This window comes from Brevibacterium album DSM 18261, assembly GCF_000426445.1.
Taxonomy (GTDB): Bacteria; Actinomycetota; Actinomycetes; order Actinomycetales; family Brevibacteriaceae; genus Brevibacterium; species Brevibacterium album.
This window is the reverse complement of sequence record NZ_KE384526.1, coordinates 776,088-793,696: the sequence shown is the minus strand read 5'-3', so window position 1 is coordinate 793,696 and position 17,609 is coordinate 776,088. Positions and strand designations below refer to the sequence as shown.

The 17,609-nt window shown below is 73.2% G+C and carries 15 protein-coding genes; 11 read left to right on the top strand and 4 right to left on the bottom strand.

What is annotated here, in order from left to right; translation table 11 throughout:
- Positions 1-45 precede the first annotated feature (45 nt).
- The 7 genes from ssd (at position 46) to K318_RS0117220 (ending at position 5,156) form a co-directional block, all read left to right on the top strand.
- Positions 46-1,113: a septum site-determining protein Ssd gene (ssd, locus tag K318_RS22905; protein ID WP_084500375.1), complete on the top strand. Its 1,068-nt coding sequence runs from the start codon at positions 46-48 to the stop codon at positions 1,111-1,113.
- Positions 1,110-2,384: a TadA family conjugal transfer-associated ATPase gene (locus K318_RS0117245; RefSeq protein WP_029090406.1), complete on the top strand. Its 1,275-nt coding sequence runs from the start codon at positions 1,110-1,112 to the stop codon at positions 2,382-2,384. Before ssd ends, K318_RS0117245 begins: the two co-directional genes overlap by 4 nt.
- On the top strand, positions 2,381-3,187 hold the full coding sequence (locus tag K318_RS24010; protein WP_051298160.1) for a type II secretion system F family protein: 807 nt from the start codon (positions 2,381-2,383) through the stop codon (positions 3,185-3,187). Before K318_RS0117245 ends, K318_RS24010 begins: the two co-directional genes overlap by 4 nt.
- Positions 3,184-3,900: a type II secretion system F family protein gene (locus K318_RS22895; protein WP_035282232.1), complete on the top strand. Its 717-nt coding sequence runs from the start codon at positions 3,184-3,186 to the stop codon at positions 3,898-3,900. The genes K318_RS24010 and K318_RS22895 overlap by 4 nt, the downstream gene beginning before the upstream one ends.
- Positions 3,901-4,092: 192 nt before the next feature.
- Entirely contained in the window at positions 4,093-4,359 is a 267-nt protein-coding gene (locus tag K318_RS22890; protein ID WP_084500374.1) for a DUF4244 domain-containing protein, read from the top strand.
- Between the two features lies 1 nt (position 4,360).
- Positions 4,361-4,708 carry a TadE family protein gene (locus K318_RS0117225; RefSeq protein WP_035282229.1) on the top strand — a complete coding sequence of 116 codons (348 nt, stop codon included), beginning with the start codon at positions 4,361-4,363 and terminating at the stop codon, positions 4,706-4,708.
- A 7-nt stretch (positions 4,709-4,715) separates the two neighbouring features.
- On the top strand, positions 4,716-5,156 hold the full coding sequence (locus K318_RS0117220) for an Rv3654c family TadE-like protein (RefSeq protein WP_169721489.1): 441 nt from the start codon (positions 4,716-4,718) through the stop codon (positions 5,154-5,156).
- Positions 5,157-5,260: 104 nt separating this feature from the next.
- On the opposite strand, the gene K318_RS0117215 is transcribed toward K318_RS0117220, so the two are convergent.
- Positions 5,261-7,723, bottom strand: coding sequence for a DEAD/DEAH box helicase (locus tag K318_RS0117215; protein WP_029090403.1), 2,463 nt, complete (start codon positions 7,721-7,723; stop codon positions 5,261-5,263).
- Positions 7,724-7,813: 90 nt separating this feature from the next.
- Here K318_RS0117215 and K318_RS0117210 point away from each other — a divergent pair, with 90 nt between their 5' ends.
- Entirely contained in the window at positions 7,814-8,185 is a 372-nt protein-coding gene (locus tag K318_RS0117210; protein WP_029090402.1) for a hypothetical protein, read from the top strand.
- A gap of 96 nt (positions 8,186-8,281) precedes the next feature.
- On the opposite strand, the gene K318_RS0117205 is transcribed toward K318_RS0117210, so the two are convergent.
- The 3 genes from K318_RS0117205 to K318_RS22880 form a co-directional block, all read right to left on the bottom strand.
- Positions 8,282-9,496, bottom strand: coding sequence for a Dyp-type peroxidase (locus K318_RS0117205; protein ID WP_029090401.1), 1,215 nt, complete (start codon positions 9,494-9,496; stop codon positions 8,282-8,284).
- On the bottom strand, positions 9,489-10,085 hold the full coding sequence (locus K318_RS22885; RefSeq protein ID WP_035282228.1) for a copper chaperone PCu(A)C: 597 nt from the start codon (positions 10,083-10,085) through the stop codon (positions 9,489-9,491). Before K318_RS22885 ends, K318_RS0117205 begins: the two co-directional genes overlap by 8 nt.
- A 369-nt stretch (positions 10,086-10,454) precedes the next feature.
- A complete protein-coding gene (locus tag K318_RS22880; RefSeq protein WP_156914090.1) occupies positions 10,455-11,207 on the bottom strand; it encodes a hypothetical protein in 753 nt (250 codons plus the stop codon).
- A gap of 217 nt (positions 11,208-11,424) precedes the next feature.
- On the opposite strand from K318_RS22880, the gene K318_RS0117190 reads away from it, so the two are divergent.
- The 3 genes from K318_RS0117190 (at position 11,425) to K318_RS22870 (ending at position 17,598) form a co-directional block, all read left to right on the top strand.
- Entirely contained in the window at positions 11,425-13,143 is a 1,719-nt protein-coding gene (locus K318_RS0117190; RefSeq protein ID WP_035282226.1) for a N5-glutamine methyltransferase family protein, read from the top strand.
- Between the two features lie 282 nt (positions 13,144-13,425).
- Positions 13,426-16,539 (top strand): type I DNA topoisomerase, encoded by a 3,114-nt coding sequence (topA, locus tag K318_RS22875; RefSeq protein ID WP_084500372.1) that lies wholly within the window; start codon positions 13,426-13,428, stop codon positions 16,537-16,539.
- A 174-nt stretch (positions 16,540-16,713) separates the two neighbouring features.
- Positions 16,714-17,598 (top strand): lipoate--protein ligase family protein, encoded by an 885-nt coding sequence (locus tag K318_RS22870; protein ID WP_245579935.1) that lies wholly within the window; start codon positions 16,714-16,716, stop codon positions 17,596-17,598.
- Positions 17,599-17,609: the final 11 nt, after the last annotated feature.

Here is a 17,609-nt window from a genome sequence, read left to right as displayed (position 1 = left end):
TCTCCTCCCTTCACCACGGGGCGTGCACCGCGCAGTGTGGGGGCCATGTCACGCATCGCGCTCATCTCCCAGCTGCCCAGCCTCATGGAGCAGTGCGCCGCGCTCGCAGACGGCGCGGGCATCAGGCTCGACGTCCTCGCACCCAGCGGCGGCGGCTGGCAGGATGCTGTCCTCGTGCTGCTCGGCGAGGACATCGTCCTGCCGCCCGCGGGGATCACCGCCCCCACCGCGCTGATCGGCACCTCCGCGGCGGACGCATGGACCGCCGCAGCACGCGTGGGCGCCGAACACGTCGCAGTTCTGCCGGAGGCCGCCGAGTGGCTCTCGCAGCGGATGATCGCCGCAGTGGAGCCGCCGGTCGCACCGGGCACCACCGTCGGGGTGGTTCCCGGCTGCGGCGGGGCCGGTGCCTCGGTCCTGGCCGCGGCGCTGGCGATGCGCGGGAGCCGGGAGGGCCTGCGCACGGTGCTCGTCGACGCCGACCCTCTGGGCGGCGGCATCGACCTGCTGCTGGGGGCGGAATCCGCCTCGGGCCTGCGCTGGCCGGATCTCGCGGAGTCGAAGGGCCGGCTGCGGCCCTCCACGCTCGTGCACGCGCTGCCGCAGGCGGAGGGCGTCTCCCTCCTCTCCTGGGACCGCACGACGGCCGCCGAGCACTCCGCGGATGTCTTCGACAGCGTCCTCGCCGCCGCCCAGCAGGCATTCGACTTCGTCGTCGTCGACCTGCCGAGACATTCGGCCCTCGACAGTGCGCGGGCCTGCCACCATCTGGTGCTCGTGGTGCCCGGCAGGGTGCGTGCGGCCGTGGGGGCCGCTCGCGTCGCCGCACGTCTGCGCGGTGTGCATGCCGGGACCGGCATCGTGGTGAGGGCCCCGGAGCGGGGAGGGATAGCGGCCGGGGACATCGCCTCGGCCATCGGGGTGCGCCTCCTGGCCGAGATGCGCGAGGACCGGGGCCTGGCCGCACGGGCCGACAGAGGTGAGGGCCTTCTCGGACCCCGGCGCTCGAGCCTGAGCGCGGTGGCCGGTGAGCTCCTGAGCGGATGGTTCCCCGGTGAATCGGGCCGTTCGCGCGGCGCCTCCCGGGCGTTCGAGGAGGTGGGAGAGCTGTGACCGGCGGCGAGGTGCGCGAATGGCTCGACCCCGCGCTCGTCACCCAGGTCCGGGAGGACCTCCTCGAGCACCCCGGACCGGTCACCGATGCGGCCGTCGCCCAGGCGGTGCGCCGGACAGGGAGGGTGCTGGGATCGACGGCGATGCTGGATCTCGTCGGCCGGCTCACGGCGCAGCTGTCCGGCGCGGGCCCGCTGCAGCCGCTCCTCGACCGGCCCGGGGTCACGGATGTGTTCGTCAACGGACCGCACGAGGTGTGGGCCGATTTCGGCGGAGGTCTGGAGCAGGTGCCGCTGAGCCTCGGCGCGGAGGCGGATGTGCGCGCGCTCGCGGTGCGCCTGTCGGCCTCGGGCGGGCGGAGGCTCGACGACTCCGCACCGCTCGTCGACGTCCGCCTGCCGGACGGAACCCGGCTCAACGCCGTGATCCCGCCGCTGTCCGGGGAATGCACCGTCATGAGCTTCCGCATCCCGCGGGCCAGGGGCTTCACCCTCGACGAGCTGCGGGAGGACGGGTTCGTGCCCGGACCGCTTGCGTCCCTGCTCGAGGAGACGCTCGCGCGGAGGGCGAACTTCCTCGTGTCCGGCGGGACCGGTTCGGGGAAGACGGCGCTGCTCGGCGCCATGCTCTCCGCCGCGGACCGCAGCCAGCGCCTCCTCGTCGTCGAGGATGCGCGCGAACTCGTGATCACGCACCCGCACGTGGTGCAGCTGGCCGCGCGGCAGGCGAACGTCGAGGGCAGCGGGGAGGTGCCGATGAGCACGCTCGTGAAGAATGCCCTGCGGATGCGCCCGGACCGCCTCGTGGTCGGCGAGGTCCGCGGGGCCGAGGTGCGCGATATGCTCACCGCCCTCAACACCGGGCACGAGGGCGGCTGCGGAACCCTCCATGCGAACACGTGCGCGGCGGTGCCGGCACGGCTGGAGGCACTGGGCGCGCTCGCCGGGATGACTCCGGCCGCCGTCCACGCCCAGGCCGCGACGGCGCTCGACCTGCTCATCCACCTGCGCCGGGGCGATGCGGAGACCGGGGGAGCGGTGCGAGTCGCGGGAGCGGCGCGGCCGCGAGCCTCCGCCGGGAGGGAGCGCTCCGCCGGAGGAGAGACCGGAGCGGGCGCGATGCGGGAGGCCAGGGGCATCGCCGAGGTGGCGGTCCCGTCCGTCGTGGAGGGGACGGTGCGCACGGAGCCGGTGTGGAGCAGGGAGGGCGGCTTCGTCGCCGAGGGCGTGGCCCGGCTGCAGAGGACCTTCGCGGCGAAGGAGAGGTCATGAGTGCCGCGGCCCTGGCGCTGATCTGTGCGCTGGTGTGCGCGGGGCTGCTGCTGACGGCCGCGGGTGGGCCGCGGGCGCGGCTGCGTCGGATCCTGCCGCGAGGCGAAGGCGGTGCTGCTCCGACAGCGGAGGATGCGGGCGGATCAGAGAGGGGTCGGGGCGCTGCGGGCAGAAGCGCATCGGCCGGGACGAGCGCGGATGTCTTCGCCCCTGCCGGTCGCGAGGCGGGGGAGCTGCGTCTGCCGGCCCACCTCACCGGCCCCGATGACCCCGCGCGTGCCATCACGGTCATCGACCGCGCCGCCGAGCTCCTGCGCATCGGCCTGCCGCCCGCCGAGGCGCTGGCGCAGCTCGCCGAGCTCAGCGATCCGGAGATCGCGCAGATGCTGCTGCGAGCAGCTCGTTCGCTGAGCCTGGGAGATGACCCGCGGACCGCGATCGCACGGCACGCGCGCACCCTGCCGCCGCCCGTGGCTGAGGTGCTCACGGGTATGGGCGCGGTGTGGTTCGTGTCGGAGACCGCAGGCGCTCCGGCCGCGGACATGCTCGAGCGCTTCGCGGCGAGCAGGAGGGAGATCGCGGACGCCGAACGCGAGAGGGCGGTCTCCCTCGCCGGACCGCGAGCCACTGTCACAGTGCTCACCTGGCTTCCGGCCGCGGGGCTCGGACTGGCGCTGCTGATCGGCGCGGACCCCCTCGCGCTGCTGTCCTCCGGCCTCGGCCTGGCCTCGCTGCTCAGCGGTGGGACGCTGCTGGTCGCGGGCCGGCTCTGGATGACGGCACTGCTGCGGAGGGCGCAGTGAGCGGCGCAGCGCTCGTGCTGCTGTGCGCGGCGATCTGCGCGGGAGCGGGTCTGCGCCTGGTGGCCGGGAGGTCGCCTGCGCGGCGCCTGCGGAGCCTGCTCTCGGGTGAGGCCGCTGAACCGTCTGCCGCGGGTGAGGCCGGTGCATCCGGCGGAGCTGCCGGGGCCGGCGGGCCGAGCAGGACCGCAGGGATCGGCCCGAGGGGCGGGACGCGGCAGTCGCGCACACCGGGGAAGGTCCCGAGCGGGTCAGGAGCGGATCCCAGCGGGGCGACGAGCGGAACGGGCAGAAGTCTCGATGCGCTCGCCTTCGACCTGGACCTCGTCGCCATCTGCCTGCTGGCCGGCCTCCCCGTCGACGGTGCGCTCGCGCACGCCGCCGAGGCGTCCGAGGACAGATCGGGTCTGGGCACCGTCGCACGCGCCCTGCGTCTGGGGAGCGAGGCGCCGAGGGGTCTGCGGCCCGAGCTGGAGGGCGTCCTCACGCTCATCCGCTTCTCCTCGCGGACCGGAGCGGCACTTGCGCCTCTGCTCGGCGCGCATGCCTCCGAGCTGCGCGCGAGTGAGCACAGGAGGCGTCAGATCGCCGCGGCACGTCTGGGGGTGGTCCTCGTGCTGCCCCTCGGGGTGTGCGTGCTGCCTGCCTTCATCCTGCTGGGCGTGGTGCCGGTGCTGCTCACCCTCGTGGGCGATCTCCTGCCGGCGCTGGGCTGAGGTCACAGGCGGGGGCTCATCGCCTCCGGCTCTGCGCACCTCCGGCTGTGGACCGCTGGAACGCCGTCCACAGATCGAGGAGGGGTCTTCCCTCTCGCTCTCGCTCGCCCCAGTCTCGATGGCACGGCGCCGAACGGGGCCGATGACCGAATGCACGGCGGGCGGCCGGCCCGCGGTGGGGAGGGAAGAGCGATGGAGATCGAGGACAGGACGAATGGGAGGGTCGAGGCTGAGACTCCCGCCGGGCCTACCGCAGACCACGGGCGTGCGGTGGTGTCACCGGCGAGCGTGCGGGAGTGCCTGGCCGATGACACAGGAGCCACCACAGCTGAATACGCGATCACGACACTCGCGGCATGCGGGTTCGCCGCGCTGCTCGTGGTGGTCCTCAAGAGCGACCCGCTCCGGGAGATGATCACCGGGGTCATCACGGGCGCGCTGGGTCTGGGCGGCGCCTGACATGGGCGGTGCCGGTTCCCGCGACGAGGGCGCAGCCGCGGCGGAGTTCGCGATGGTGATGCCCGCACTGGTGCTGGTGATCGGTCTCGTCGTGGGTGCCGGAACCGTCGGATCGGCGCAGCTGCGGGCTCAGGACGCCGCTCGCGGTGCGGCCCGGGAGGCCGCGCGCGGGGAGCCGCGCTCGGAGGTGCTGAGTGAGGCGCGGAAGCGCGCGGGCGAGGGAGCCCGCGTGACGATCGCGGAGGAGGGTCGGTACGCGGAGGTGACGGTGGAAGTGCCGCTGCCGGAGAGCCTCGCCCCGGTGCTCGAATCGGTGCGGGCTCGGGCGACTGCGCGGCGGGAGGGGTGAGGTCGGCGTGGACCGGACAGCAACCGCGGGGCCGGGGGCAGAAGCAGAAGGACGGCGGTGCGATGAGGGGTCGAGCACCGTCATCGGGCTGGGCACGGCCTCCCTCGCCATGACGCTGGTGCTCGTGGTGGGGGCCGTGAGCATGGGTCTGCGTGCCCGGTCGCAGGCGGATGCCGCTGCCGACCTCGCCGCGCTCGCCGCAGCGCAGACACTCGCGTGGAGCGGGCCGGGGGACGGAGGAACGACGGAGGGAGGGACCGCGGACCCGTGCGCGATGGCGGAGGAGGTGGCGGAGCGCAACGGCGCCGAGCTGTCCGAGTGCATCGTGCGGCCGGACCTCCAGCGGGCGAAGGTCGAGGTGGAGGTGCCGGTCGCACTGAGCGCGCCAGGGCTCGAGCGCCGGCCGGTGATGCGGGCCGAAGCGGTTGCCGGAAGATCCGGACCATGACTGCAGCGACGCACGACCGAGCAGGCAGCGCGCGCGATGTCTGCCGAGGGTGCCGGGCTGCGCGGCCTCCGCCGAGCACCGCCGGGCACGGCAGGACCACGGTCTCAGCCGAGCACGGCCGCGAGGAGCCGCACCGCCGCGTACTTCTCCAGCGGTTCGTTTCCGTTGCCGCATTTGGGCGAATGGACGCAGGAGGGGCAGCCGCTCAGGCACTGGCAGGCGTCGATGGCCTCGAGCGTGGCGGTCTGCCAGCGCTCGAAGGCGCTGTAGCCCCTCTCCGCGAAGCCCGCTCCGCCCGGCTGCCCGTCATGCACGAACACGGAGGCCAGTCCCGTGTCCGCGTGCCGTGCAGTGGAGACGCCGCCGATGTCCCAGCGGTCGCAGCCGGCGAAGAGGGGGAGCAGCCCGATCGCCGCGTGCTCGGCGGCATGCACCGCGCCGGGGAGATCCGCGGGGGAGACGCAGGCCGCCTCGACGAGGGCATCGGGTGCCGACCACCAGACGGCATGTGTGCGCAGCACCTGCGAGGGCAGCTCCAGGGGGTGCTCGCCCATGACGACGCCCGTGCCGAGCTGTCGCATGCGGTAGCCGGTCACCTGCGTCGTCACGTCCACGACACCCCAGCTGAGGGCGGCCCCGGAAGGGAGGCCGCGCGCAGCCCGGGTCTCGACCACGCCGATCTCCGTGACGGACTGCGCCTCCGTCGTGTAGTCCACGCTCGCGGCCTCGACGAAGGCGACGTGCTGGTCCGTGTCCAGCTCCAGCACGCGGAAGGTGCGGCCCTGATGCACGTAGACCGCGCCGGGGTGGCTCTGGTGGTGGCTGCCGGCGTCATCGACCGTGCCCAGGAGCGAACCCGTCGCGGCCTCCACGAGCCGGACGGTGCCCCCGCCCCCGGAGCGGATGTCGGAGAGGCCGGCGGCGCTCTCCGCCTTCGCCCAGTACCACCCCGCCGGTCGCCTGCGCAGCATCTTCGCCTCCGTCAGCTGCTCGATCACCCCCTCCGTTCCTGCGGGGAAGAGAGCGAGGTCGGCGGCGGTGAGGGGCGCCTCGGCGGCGGCCGCGCAGAGGTGCCCGGCCAGCACATAGGGATTGCCCGGGTCGATGACGACGGCGTCGACGCTGCGGTCGAAGACGGCCTCGGGGTGGTTGACGAGGTAGGTGTCGAGCGGATCGTCGCGGGCGATGAGGACGGCCAGCCACTCCTGCCCCGCGCGTCCGGCCCGGCCGGCCTGCTGCCAGAGCGAGGCGAGCGTGCCCGGCCAGCCCGCGATCGCGACGACGTCGAGGCCGGAGATGTCGATGCCCAGCTCCAGGGCATTGGTCGAGGCGACCGTGAGGAGGCGTCCGGTGCGCAGTCCCGTCTCCAGGAGCCGGCGCTCCTCCGGCAGATAGCCGCCGCGGTAGGCGGCGACGGTGCGCACGAGGGAGTCGTCCACGCGGGCGACCTGGTCCTTGATCATGGATGCGAGTGCCTCTGCCCCGCGCCGGGAGGCGATGAAGCCGATGCCCCGGCGGCCTGCACATGTGGTGTCGGCGAGGATGTCGGCGGTCTCGACCAGCGAGGAGCGGCGTGCGGCGACCTCCGGCCAGGTCGGTTCCGGCGGCAGCGCGGCGAACCTGTGTGCGGGCGCGGCGCTGTCGGCCCAGGGATCCAGCGGGGTGCTCTCCGCCCACGGATCGGCCGCGTCCTCCCCGAGGAGATCGGCATCGAATTCCTCCTTTCCGCCGGCGGGCAGCAGCGGCGGCTCCCAGAGCACGAAGCATCCGGCCGCCCGCGGGGAGGCGTCCTGGGTGACGGCCGCCGCGTCCTCCCCGATGAGACGGGAGAACACGCCGGCGGGATCGCCCGCCGTCGCGGAGGCGCCGACGACCGTGGGCTCGGCCCCGTAGTGCCGGGCCAGGCGCAGGAGGCGGCGGAGGACGAGGGCCACGTGCGAGCCGAACACGCCCCGGTACTGGTGCGCCTCGTCCACCACGATGTAGTCGAGGCGTTTGAGCACGGAGGAGAAGCGCTGGTGGGAGGGCAGGATCGAGCGGTGGAGCATGTCCGGGTTCGTGAGGATGACATTGGCGTGGCGGCGTGCCCAGTCGCGGTCGGCCTGCGCGGTGTCGCCGTCATAGGCCGCCGGTCGCAGGCCCCGCAGGACGAGCGTGCGCAGGGTCTCGGCCTGATCGGCGGCCAGCGCCTTGGTGGGGGAGATGTAGAGGGAGGCCGAGCCGCGGCCGGAGGGGTGCGCTGTGCCGCGGACGGCGGAGTGGAGGACGGGCATGAGGTAGCCCAGCGATTTGCCCGAGGCGGTGCCCGTGGCCGCGATGACGTGCCGGCCGGCGTGGGCGAGCTCCGCGACCTCGGCCTGGTGGGTCCAGGGCCGGGGGATGCCCGAGGCCTCGAAGGCCCGGCGCACGTCCTCGTCCAGCCAGCCCGGCCAGTCCGCCGTGATGCCGGCGCGAGCGGGGAGAGCGCGCACGTGGGTGACCCGGTCCTCACGCTCGCGGAACCGCGTGATGGTGTCGAACAGGACCGAACCGTGGGGATCGGGCGTGCGGTCCTGGGGCGTGTTCATGGCACCAATGGTAGGGCGGGCACCGCTGATAACGTCGTTGCGGAGGGTCTCATGAGCCCGCGTCGATGCCCGCGGAGGAGGAACGGCCGGATGGCGGTGGTGCTGCAGCGTGCGGTGGGGATCGCAGGCGTGCTCGTCTTCCTCCTGGTCTACGCGTTCGTGCACGGTCTCGTGGCGCTCGTGCCCGCGGGCCTCGTCAACATCCCCTCCCGCCGTGCGCACGCCCACTGGACCTCGGCGGCGCACCGGCCTGAGTTCAACCGCCGTTTCACCGCCGGCATCGCCTGCCTCGGCGGCGTGCTGTTCGCCCTCCTCTCCGCCGTGGACCTGGACATGGCATTCACGCAGCCCGGTGCGGATGCGGGTGCGCTGTCCGCACACGTCGGCTGGTTCGTGGTCGCGGTGGTCGCGGTGTGGATCGCGCACCTGCTCCTCTGGACGCTGCGGGTGCCTGCGGAATAGGGGACGCTGCCGGAACAGCGGGCACCTCGGATGTGACGTCGGCGTACCGGCCGTGCAGCACGGCCGGTACGCAGACGCAACTCGGGGGGAGAGGCCTCAGACGAACAGGGTCTCGCCCACGAATCGGCCCTCCTCGCAGCCGGGCGGCAAAGCGAACACGGCCGATCCCACCGGCGTCGTCCACTGGTTGAGGATGTCCAGCTCGTCCAGGCGCCGCTGCACCGGCACGAAACCGGTGTCCACATCGGCCTGGAACGCGATGAACAGGAGGCCGGCCTCGCCCGCGGCCTCGTCCTCGTAGTTGTAGGCGCGTCTGAGCATCGTGGGCCGCGGATCCTCGCCCCGCGCCCGCGCGATGTGCGAGAACTCCGGTATCACCGGGAACCCGTGGGGGCCCAGCGCCGCGAAGTCCGGCTCATCGTGCTCGTCCTCTCCCGTGAGCGGAGCCCCGTCGGACTGCCTGCGTCCGAGCGCGCTGTCGCGGGCGGAGCGATCCACCCTGTCCCATTCGTCGAGGTCCATGCGGATGCGCCGCAGCACGAACGACGTGCCCCCGGCCATCCACCCGTCCGCAGCCCACACCTGGGCGTCGAAGTCCTCATCGCCGGGCCGCAGATTCACCGTCCCGTCGACCTGTCCGAACAGGTTGCGCATCGTCGTACCCGGGGCCTCCGAGCCGCGGGCGCGCCGGAAGCCCGGCTGCCGCCACCGCACGGACGTCCAGGTGCGCGAGCTCTTCACCAGCACGCGCGCCGCATGCGCCACCGTCACCCGGTCATCGGCGGCGATCTGCAGCAGCAGGTCGCCGCCGCTCCACTCCTCACGGAGCTCGTCGATGTCGAACGCGGGCAGGGGGCGGAGCCAGCCCGGGACCGCCTCGGCGCCCGCGACCCGCCTCACGAGCTCCGGGCCGAAACCGAGAGTCACCGTCAGCCGGGCCGGCGCCGAGGCGAGCTCGGGCTCCGTGTCCGCCAGTGCGCCGCGCCCCTGCGTGAGCCGCGCGGCGTCGTCGCTGAGCACCCTCAGCAGCCGGCGGATCTCCTCCCGGCCGGTGTCGTCGTTCAGATCGAGTGCGATGAGGGAGGCGAAGGCCTGCGGTGTCGTCGTGATGCCCGCCTGGTGCCGGCCGTGGAAGGGCACCGTCTCCGTTCCGACGGGGGCATGGGCGAGCACCTCCTCCGGAGAGAGGTCCGCCGAGGTGCTTGCTGACCCTCCCCGTCCCTCCCCGGCGGAACAGCCGGCCAGCACGAGGCCTCCGGCTCCGGCGAAGGCGCCGCTCAGCAGCATCCGGCGGCGGGTGAGGTCACTCATCCGAGTGCTCCGCGTGCGCATCGCCCTCGCCGGAGTCGTGGTCCCCGGCGGTCTCGCCGTGCCCGGCATAGTCCTCGTCCTCCATGCCGCCGTAGTTCTCCTGGGCGCCGGCGAAATCGCGGACGTCCGCGGTGACCTCGAGCGTGGAGTCATCGGAGAACACGAGGGTGAGCTCAGTCGTCGTGCCGTGCTCGAGCGGTTCCGCGAGGTCCATGAGCATGATGTGCTCGGCGCCGGGTTCGAGGGTGAGAGTCTCGCCCGGGGCGATGGGGAAGCCGCCCTCCTGCTCCTCCATCGACATCCCGCCGGAGCCGTCCTCGTTCGTCGTGTGCAGTTCGACGTGGTCGGAGACGGGGGATTCGACGGCCGCCAGCGTGATCTCCTCCTCGCCGGTGTTCTCGACGAGGCCGAAGGCGGAGGTCATGCCCTCCTCGGCGGCCTTGGCCCAGGGGTCGGTGAGGGTGGCGGAGTCGGCGGCGGGGGCCTCGGCGGCGGAGGCGCCGTCCTCCTCTCCCGAGCCGCAGGCCGCGAGCATGAGAGAGGCCGCGGTGAGGACGGCGGGCAGGGTCATGAGTGTGCGTGTGCGCATGTCAGCGCCTTTCGTGAGAGTTCGTACGAGCTGGGGCACGCACCGGGGCCCGGTGGGATGCGGGGCGGAGCGTCCGAGGGGACGTCGCGCGGGCCTCGGGCGCGGGGGCCGGAGCATCACGCGGGAGCCGCGGACTCAGCGGGCATCGGACGGGCCTCGGACGCGGCGGGCATCGGACGGGCCTCGGACGCGGCGGGCATCGGACGGGCCTCGGACGCGGCGGACATCGGACGGGCCTCGGCGGCCGGGGCCGAGAGGAGGTCGTCGAAGCGTCCGCCGAGGCGTCCTCGGAGGACCCGAGGTGCGTGCGGTGGAGAAGGGGTGTGGAAACTGTGCCGCCGCGGGCGGAGCCGCAGCAGGACGGTGCGGTCAGGCGGCGAGGGCGAAGGCGGGCGGACCCCTGTCCAGATGGGTCGAACGGAGCACCCCGAGGGGCACGAACACACGGGTGAGCGGGGTGCCTGTGAGGCCCCGGTGCGGGGAGAGGACCGGTACCGGAACGGCGTCCGAGGCGAGCGCGCGCAGCCGCGCCCCCACCATGCGCAGGAGGTCGCGGAGACAGGCCAGGATGCGTTCGGCGCGATGCAGCACCGCGATGGTGAGCACGGCCGCACCGGCGTGCGCGAGCAGCATGAGCAGGCCGGAGTGCCCGGCGTGGACGGCTGCCGCCGAACCTGCGCCCGCGGCCTCGGCGAATCCCTCCGGCAGCGGCGCATGGAAGGCGTGGGGTCCGAGCGCGGCGGCCTGGTCGCCCGCCGCCGCCTGCCTGAGCGTCCGCGCCGCCTGTGCCGATGCGGCGGCTGTGAACATCCAGTGGAACACGAGCTGGCTGAGCACCACCGAGGCGGTGATCCTCACGAGCGAGCGTCGGCAGCCGGCCAGCACGATGCACACCACGAGCGAGAAGAAGAGCGGCACGGCCACGCCCATGAACGGCGGTGCGGTCCCGCCGCCGGCCATGTGGGAGAAGAGTGCGATGAAGGTCGCCACGAGCGCGGCCGCGGTGCCGCGGGCGAAGCGCAGGCGCACATCGGTGCCCGCGGGGGAGCCGGCCTCCGCACGGTGTGCGTCTTCGCTGCCGGGCCGCCGCAAGACGCCCGGCACGGGTGTGTCTTCCCTCATCGGCGCCATTGTCCCGTGGGACGGGGTGCCCCGGCCCGGTGTCCGAGATGCGGACGGAATGTGACCGTGATGCGGCCCACGTGAGGCACTGCCCAGATGCTGGGGCCGTCCGCCGTGATCAGGCGGCTTCCGCGTGGTGCCCGGACCGCCGGCGCACGGCGGGTGAGGGCCTTCGGACCTTCTGCGAAGGCTCTCGACCGCTCGATACCCTGGTGCGGTGACTTCGCTCCCGCCGGTTCCCTCACTGTCCCCGCACCTTGCCGACCGCCTTGCCGCAGCTCTGCGGGCCGCGCCCTACACGCCCGCCGCACTGCGCGGCATCTGGGGCGTGGACGCGGATGCCGCGCTCGAGGCGAATGATCCGGCACCGGCCCGGCGCGCCTGTGCGCGTGTGCTGGGAACGCGCTGCGGGAACGCCCGCGGAGCCGGCGCTGCGGAGGGCGCCGAGGACGGCGCCGCGCTCGCCGCGCTGGCCTCCGTCTTCCTGCTCGACCAGCCGGTCGAGCCTCGCCACCTCGCCGCGGCTCTGGGCGGCGACCTCCTCGACGAGCTGTGCGCGGCGGGTCTGTTCGAGGAGTGCCCGGTGCCCGAAGCGCCCCTCCGCTCGGTCCTCGCGCTCACGTGCCACCCGGTGCCGGTCGGGGTGCCCCGCCGCCAGCGTCCCGGCGACGAGACGCTCCTCCTCGCCTCCGACCACGGCACGCTCACCGTGCCCGGAACGCTCGACGGCGACTATGTCCTCGGCTACGGCGGTGCGGGGCGGACCCTCGCGGAGATCACCCCGCGCGAACGCGTGGGATTCGCGGCCGACCTCGGCACGGGATGCGGCATCCAGGCGGTGCTCCTGGCCCGCCACGCCGCCCGGGTGATCGCCACCGACATCTCCCGGCGGGCACTCGCGTGCACGGCGCTGAGCGCCATGCTCAACGGAGTCGCGGACGCCGTCGAGCTGCGGCTCGGCTCGCTCTACGAACCGCTCACGGAGACGGTCGATCTCCTCGTGTCGAATCCGCCGTTCGTCATCACCCCGCGGCGGGCGGACCCGCAGGGCTCCGGCCGCTTCGAGTACCGCGACGGCGGGCGGACGGGGGACGCGATCATGCGCGAGGTCATCGAGGGCGCACCGGCGCGCCTGGCTCCCGAAGGCCAGGCGGTCTTCCTCGGCAACTGGGAGTACGGCGAGGGGCGCCTCCTCCCGCACGAATGGCTGGAGCCCCGCGCGGAGGCTCAGGGTCGCGCGGAGGCTGAGGGCCGTGCGGAGGCACCCGAGCTCGCAGGCGGCGAACCCGAACCCGCGGCCGCGGCGACCTCGGCGATGGTCATCGAGCGCCAGCGGATGAGCCCCGCCGAGTACGCCCGCACCTGGATCCGCGACGGCGGGGTGCAGCGTGCGAGCCCGCGCTGGCAGTCGGACTCGGAGGCCTGGCTCGACGATCTCGAGGCCCGCGGGGTGGAGAGCGTGGGCTTCGGCTGGGTGCGTCTGCACCGGCTCGCGGCCGAGGCGGATGCCGTCTCCCCGGTCCGCTCCTTCGCCCGCATCGAGACGGGGCCGGGCTCCAACCCCGCGGGGCTGGCCTCCTTCCTCGACCTGCGCCTCGGGCTGCTCGAATGGCTGGGATCGGCAACGGACGCGGAGCTCGAGGCGACGGCCTTCGTGCTCGCCGGCGATGTCACCGAGCACCGGCACCTGCGGCCCGGAGCCGAGGACCCCACGATGCTCACGATCGAGCAGGGCGCGGGCCTCGCCCGGACGTTCCAGGCCGATCCCGCGCTCGCCGGCTTCCTCGGCGTGTGCGACGGCTCGCTCACGCTCGGGCAGATCGCCGCCGCGCTCGCCCAGCTCCTCGACGCCGATCCCGCGGCGCTCACCCGGCAGCTCGTGAGCCAGGTCCGATCCCTCGTCCCGGAGGGCGTGCTCGCTCCCGCCGAGGCCTGAGCCGCACGCTCTCGCCCGTCCCCGCTTGCCCCGGCCTCGGATCGCCCGCCCCGTCCCCGCCGTCCTGCGGTCCGCGCCCGCGTGCCTCCGGCTCCCGCCTCCTCGCTCCCGGTCAGCGCCGGGACGCAGGCGGCACCGGTGTGCGAATCCGCGTCCGGGCCGGGTGCTACTGTTTGCACACATCCGGCCGTCCTGATGTCCGAGCGTGCTCCCGGCACATGTCATCGGAGTGCGTCGGGTCAGCATGACCGCGGACGTCCCCGTCCGAAGGGAAAGGAATCCATGGCAGCCTCCGGAAACTCCCCGCGCCGACTGGTCATAGTCGAGTCGCCCACCAAGGCCCGCACCATCGTGGGCTATCTGGGCGACGGCTATGACGTGGAGGCCTCGGTGGGGCACATCCGCGATCTGCCTCAGCCCTCTGAGCTCCCGGCTGACATGAAGAAGGGCCCCTACGGCAAGTTCGCCGTGGACGTGGACAACGGCTTCGACCCCTACTACGTGGTCGCCCCGGACAAGAAGAAGAAGGTCACGGAGCTGAAGAAGCTCCTCAAGGACGCCGACGAGCTCTATCTCGCAACCGATGAGGACCGCGAAGGGGAGGCCATCGCCTGGCACCTGCGCGAGGTCCTCAAGCCCAAGGTCCCGGTCAAGCGCATGGTGTTCCACGAGATCACGCGTGAGGCCATCGAGCGTGCGCTGGAGAACACCCGTGAGATCGATGACGACCTCGTCGATGCGCAGGAGACCCGCCGCGTCCTCGACCGCCTCTACGGCTACGAGGTCTCCCCGGTGCTGTGGCGCAAGGTCCGGGCCGGGCTCTCGGCCGGCCGCGTGCAGTCCGTGGCGACCCGGCTCGTGGTCGAGCGCGAGCGTGAGCGCATGGCCTTCGTTTCCGCTGACTACTGGGACCTCGACGTGGAACTCGCCGCAGGAGAGGGCACGAGCGCTGCGGGTTCGGCCCCCTTCAAGGCGCGGCTGGAGTCCGTCGACGGCAGCAGGGTCGCGACGGGTCGCGATTTCGACGACCGCGGCCGGCTCAAGAAGTCCGCGCAGGTCTCTGTGCTGGGCCAGGCGCACGCGGAATCCCTGGCGAGTGCGCTGAACGGTGCGGCGAAGACCGCGCTCACGGTCGACTCCCTCGAGACCAAGCCCTACACGCGCAGGCCGGCCGCGCCCTTCACCACCTCGACGCTGCAGCAGGAGGCCGGCCGCAAGCTGCGGATGTCCGCCCGCCAGGCCATGCGCGTGGCGCAGTCGCTGTACGAGAACGGCTACATCACCTATATGCGCACGGACTCCACGCAGCTGTCCGGCCAGGCGGTCTCCGCCGCACGGCGGCAGATCGGGGAGCTCTACGGGCCCGAGTTCGTGCCGAACTCCCCGCGCATGTACGGCTCCAAGCAGAAGGCCGCGCAGGAGGCGCACGAGGCGATCCGGCCCGCCGGTGACCACTTCCGCACGCCCGCGCAGGTCTCCGGCAGCCTCACCGGCGACGAGTTCCGCCTCTACGAACTCATCTGGAAGCGCACCGTCGCCAGCCAGATGGCCGATGCCAAGGGCCGCACCGCGACCATGAAGATCGGTGCGGACCTCAGCGGCGCTACCGGGGAGCTGGCCCCGGGCGGCTGGGAGAAGACGCCTGCCCGGGCCGGCTTCACCGCCTCGGGCACCGTCATCACCTTCCGCGGCTTCCTCGCCGCCTACGAGGAGGGCCGCGACGTCGAGCGCTACGCGGAGGGCAAGGAGGGCGAGTCCCGCCTGCCCAATGTGGAGGAGGGCGAGGCGATCGCGGTGGAGCGCGTGGAGGCCGACGGCCACACGACCGCGCCCCCGCCGCGCTTCACGGAGGCCAGCCTCGTCAAGCGGCTCGAGGAGCTGGGGATCGGCCGCCCGTCCACGTACGCGGCGACGATCTCGACGATCCAGGACCGCGGCTACGTCACCAGCCGCGGCAACGCGCTCGTCCCCAGCTGGCTCGCGTTCTCCGTGATCCGCCTGCTGGAGGAGCACTTCTCCGGGCTCGTCGACTACCAGTTCACGGCTGCACTCGAAGGCGACCTCGACGAGATCGCCGGTGGGCGCGAGGACCGCCGGAAGTGGCTGCATGACTTCTACTTCGGCGCAGGGGGAGCAGGCGATGCCGCCGAGGCCGGCTCCGGTGATGCCGAGGGTTCGGGCCCCGGGACCGCGGGTGCCTCGGCGGCTGCGGCGGCCGGGGACGGCGAGGCGGCTGCCGCCTCGGCGGGCGATGCGACAGCGGCGGGCGATGCGACAGCGGCGGCGAAGCTGGGCCTCAAGGCGATCGTGGACGATCTGGGCGACATCGACGCCCGCGAGATCAACACCGTGCCGATCGCGGACGGCATCGTCCTGCGGGTGGGCCGCTACGGCCCCTATCTGGAGGTCGCGCCCTCGGTGACCGGGGGCTCTCCCGAGGACGAGCCCGGCCGCGTCTCCGTCCCGGACGACCTCGCCCCCGATGAGCTCACGGAGGCGAAGGCCCGCGAGCTCATCGCCACGCAGGGCACGGGCGACCGCGAGCTGGGCACGGATCCGGAGACCGGGCACACCATCGTGGCGAAGTCCGGGCGGTTCGGCCCGTACGTGACGGAGGTGCTGCCGGAGCCGGAGGAGAAGCCCAAGCGCGGGCAGAAGAAGCCCAAGCCGCGCACGGCCTCCCTGTTCAAGTCGATGGAGCCCACGACCGTCACGCTCGAGCAGGCGCTCCAGCTGCTGACCCTGCCGCGCACGGTGGGCGAGGACGCCGAGGGCACCCCCATCACGGCGCAGAACGGCCGCTACGGGCCGTACCTGAAGAAGGGCACGGACTCGCGGTCGCTGGAGCGCGAGGAGCAGATCTTCTCGATCACCCTCGAGGAGGCGCTGGAGATCTACTCGAAGCCCAAGCAGCGCCGCGGGCAGACGGCGGCGGCACCGCTCAAGGAGCTGGGCGAGGACCCGGAGTCCCAGAAGCCCGTGGTCGTCAAGGACGGCCGCTTCGGTCCGTACGTGACGGACGGGACGACCAATGCCACCCTCCGCAAGGACGACTCCGTCGAGGGCATCTCGCCCACGCGGGCGTTCGAGCTGCTCGCGGAGAAGCGGGCGAAGGGTCCGGCCAAGAAGAAGACGACCACGCGGAAGACGACGGCGAAGACGGGCACGGCGAAGAAGACGTCGACGGCCGCGAAGTCCTCGACGACGAAGGCCGCCGCTTCGAAGTCCGGCACGACGAAGACGACTGCGGCGAAGTCCGGGACTGCGAAGTCGAGCACGGCCTCCAAGACGGGTGCCGCGGCGAAGTCGACGGCCGCGAAGTCCACCACGGCGCGGACGACGGCGGCGAAGAGGACGAGCACCGCGAAGAAGTCCTCGGCCCCCGAGACCCCCTGAGCGGGCTCGCACCGGAAGCAGACGCTCATGTCTCGCTCCGCACTCGTGTCTCACTGCGCTTCGCCGATCGCGCCGATCACCGAAGCGCAGTGAGACACGAGCACGAACTGAGACGCGAGCGCACCCGGGGAGGCGAGCGTCGGGGTGCACCTCGGCAGAGGCTAGTCTGAGACGGTGAAACCCCCGCTCACTCTGCTGCGCCACGGTCCCGGTGAGGCACTCCACGACCTCTCGCTCGCTCGGGCCCTGCTGGACTCCGTGAGGTCCGGGGAGCGCGGTGCCGTCCTCCGCATCTACCGACCCGCTCCCACGGCCGCCTTCGGCGCACGCGACCGCTTCCTCGACGGGTTTCCGGCGGCGGTCGAGGCGGCCCGGGCGGAGGGCTTCACCCCGGCGCTGCGCACCTTGGGCGGGCGGATCGCGGCCTACCACGGCGGCAGCCTCGTCATCGACCACATCGAGCCCACCGGCGAGTTCCTCACCGAGACGCAGGACCGATTCGTGCGGTTCGGCGAGATGTACGCCGCCGCGCTCCGGACGATCGGGGTCGATGCCCGGATGGGCGAGATCCCCGGGGAGTACTGCCCCGGCGAGCACAGCGTGAATGTGGGCGGCCGGATCAAGGCGATCGGCACGGCTCAGCGGGTGGTGAGCGGTGCGTGGCTGTTCTCCTCCTCCGTGATCGTCGAGGACCCGGCACCCGTCCGCAGCGTGCTCACGGCGGTTCAGGCCGCGCTGGGTGTGGACTGGGAACCGGAGACCGGCGGCGCGATCAGCGAACTGCACCCCGGGATCTCGGTCGAGGCCGTCGAGGCCGCGCTGCTGCGGTCCTACTCGCGGGAGTTCGAGCTGACGGAGGGCGGGCTCACCGCCGCCGATGCCCGGGCGGCCGCCGCATACGTGCCCAAGCATCGGCTGCCGGGCACCGGCGAGGCCGCGGCTCCCGGTGGCACTGTTGACGGGGCAGGTCCCGGTCGCGCCGCGGATGCCGTGGATGACGAGGCCGGCGGAGGCTCCCGCTCGCATGCGGTTCCCAGTTCCCGCGTCAGTGCCCCCTAGTAGGCTTGCGG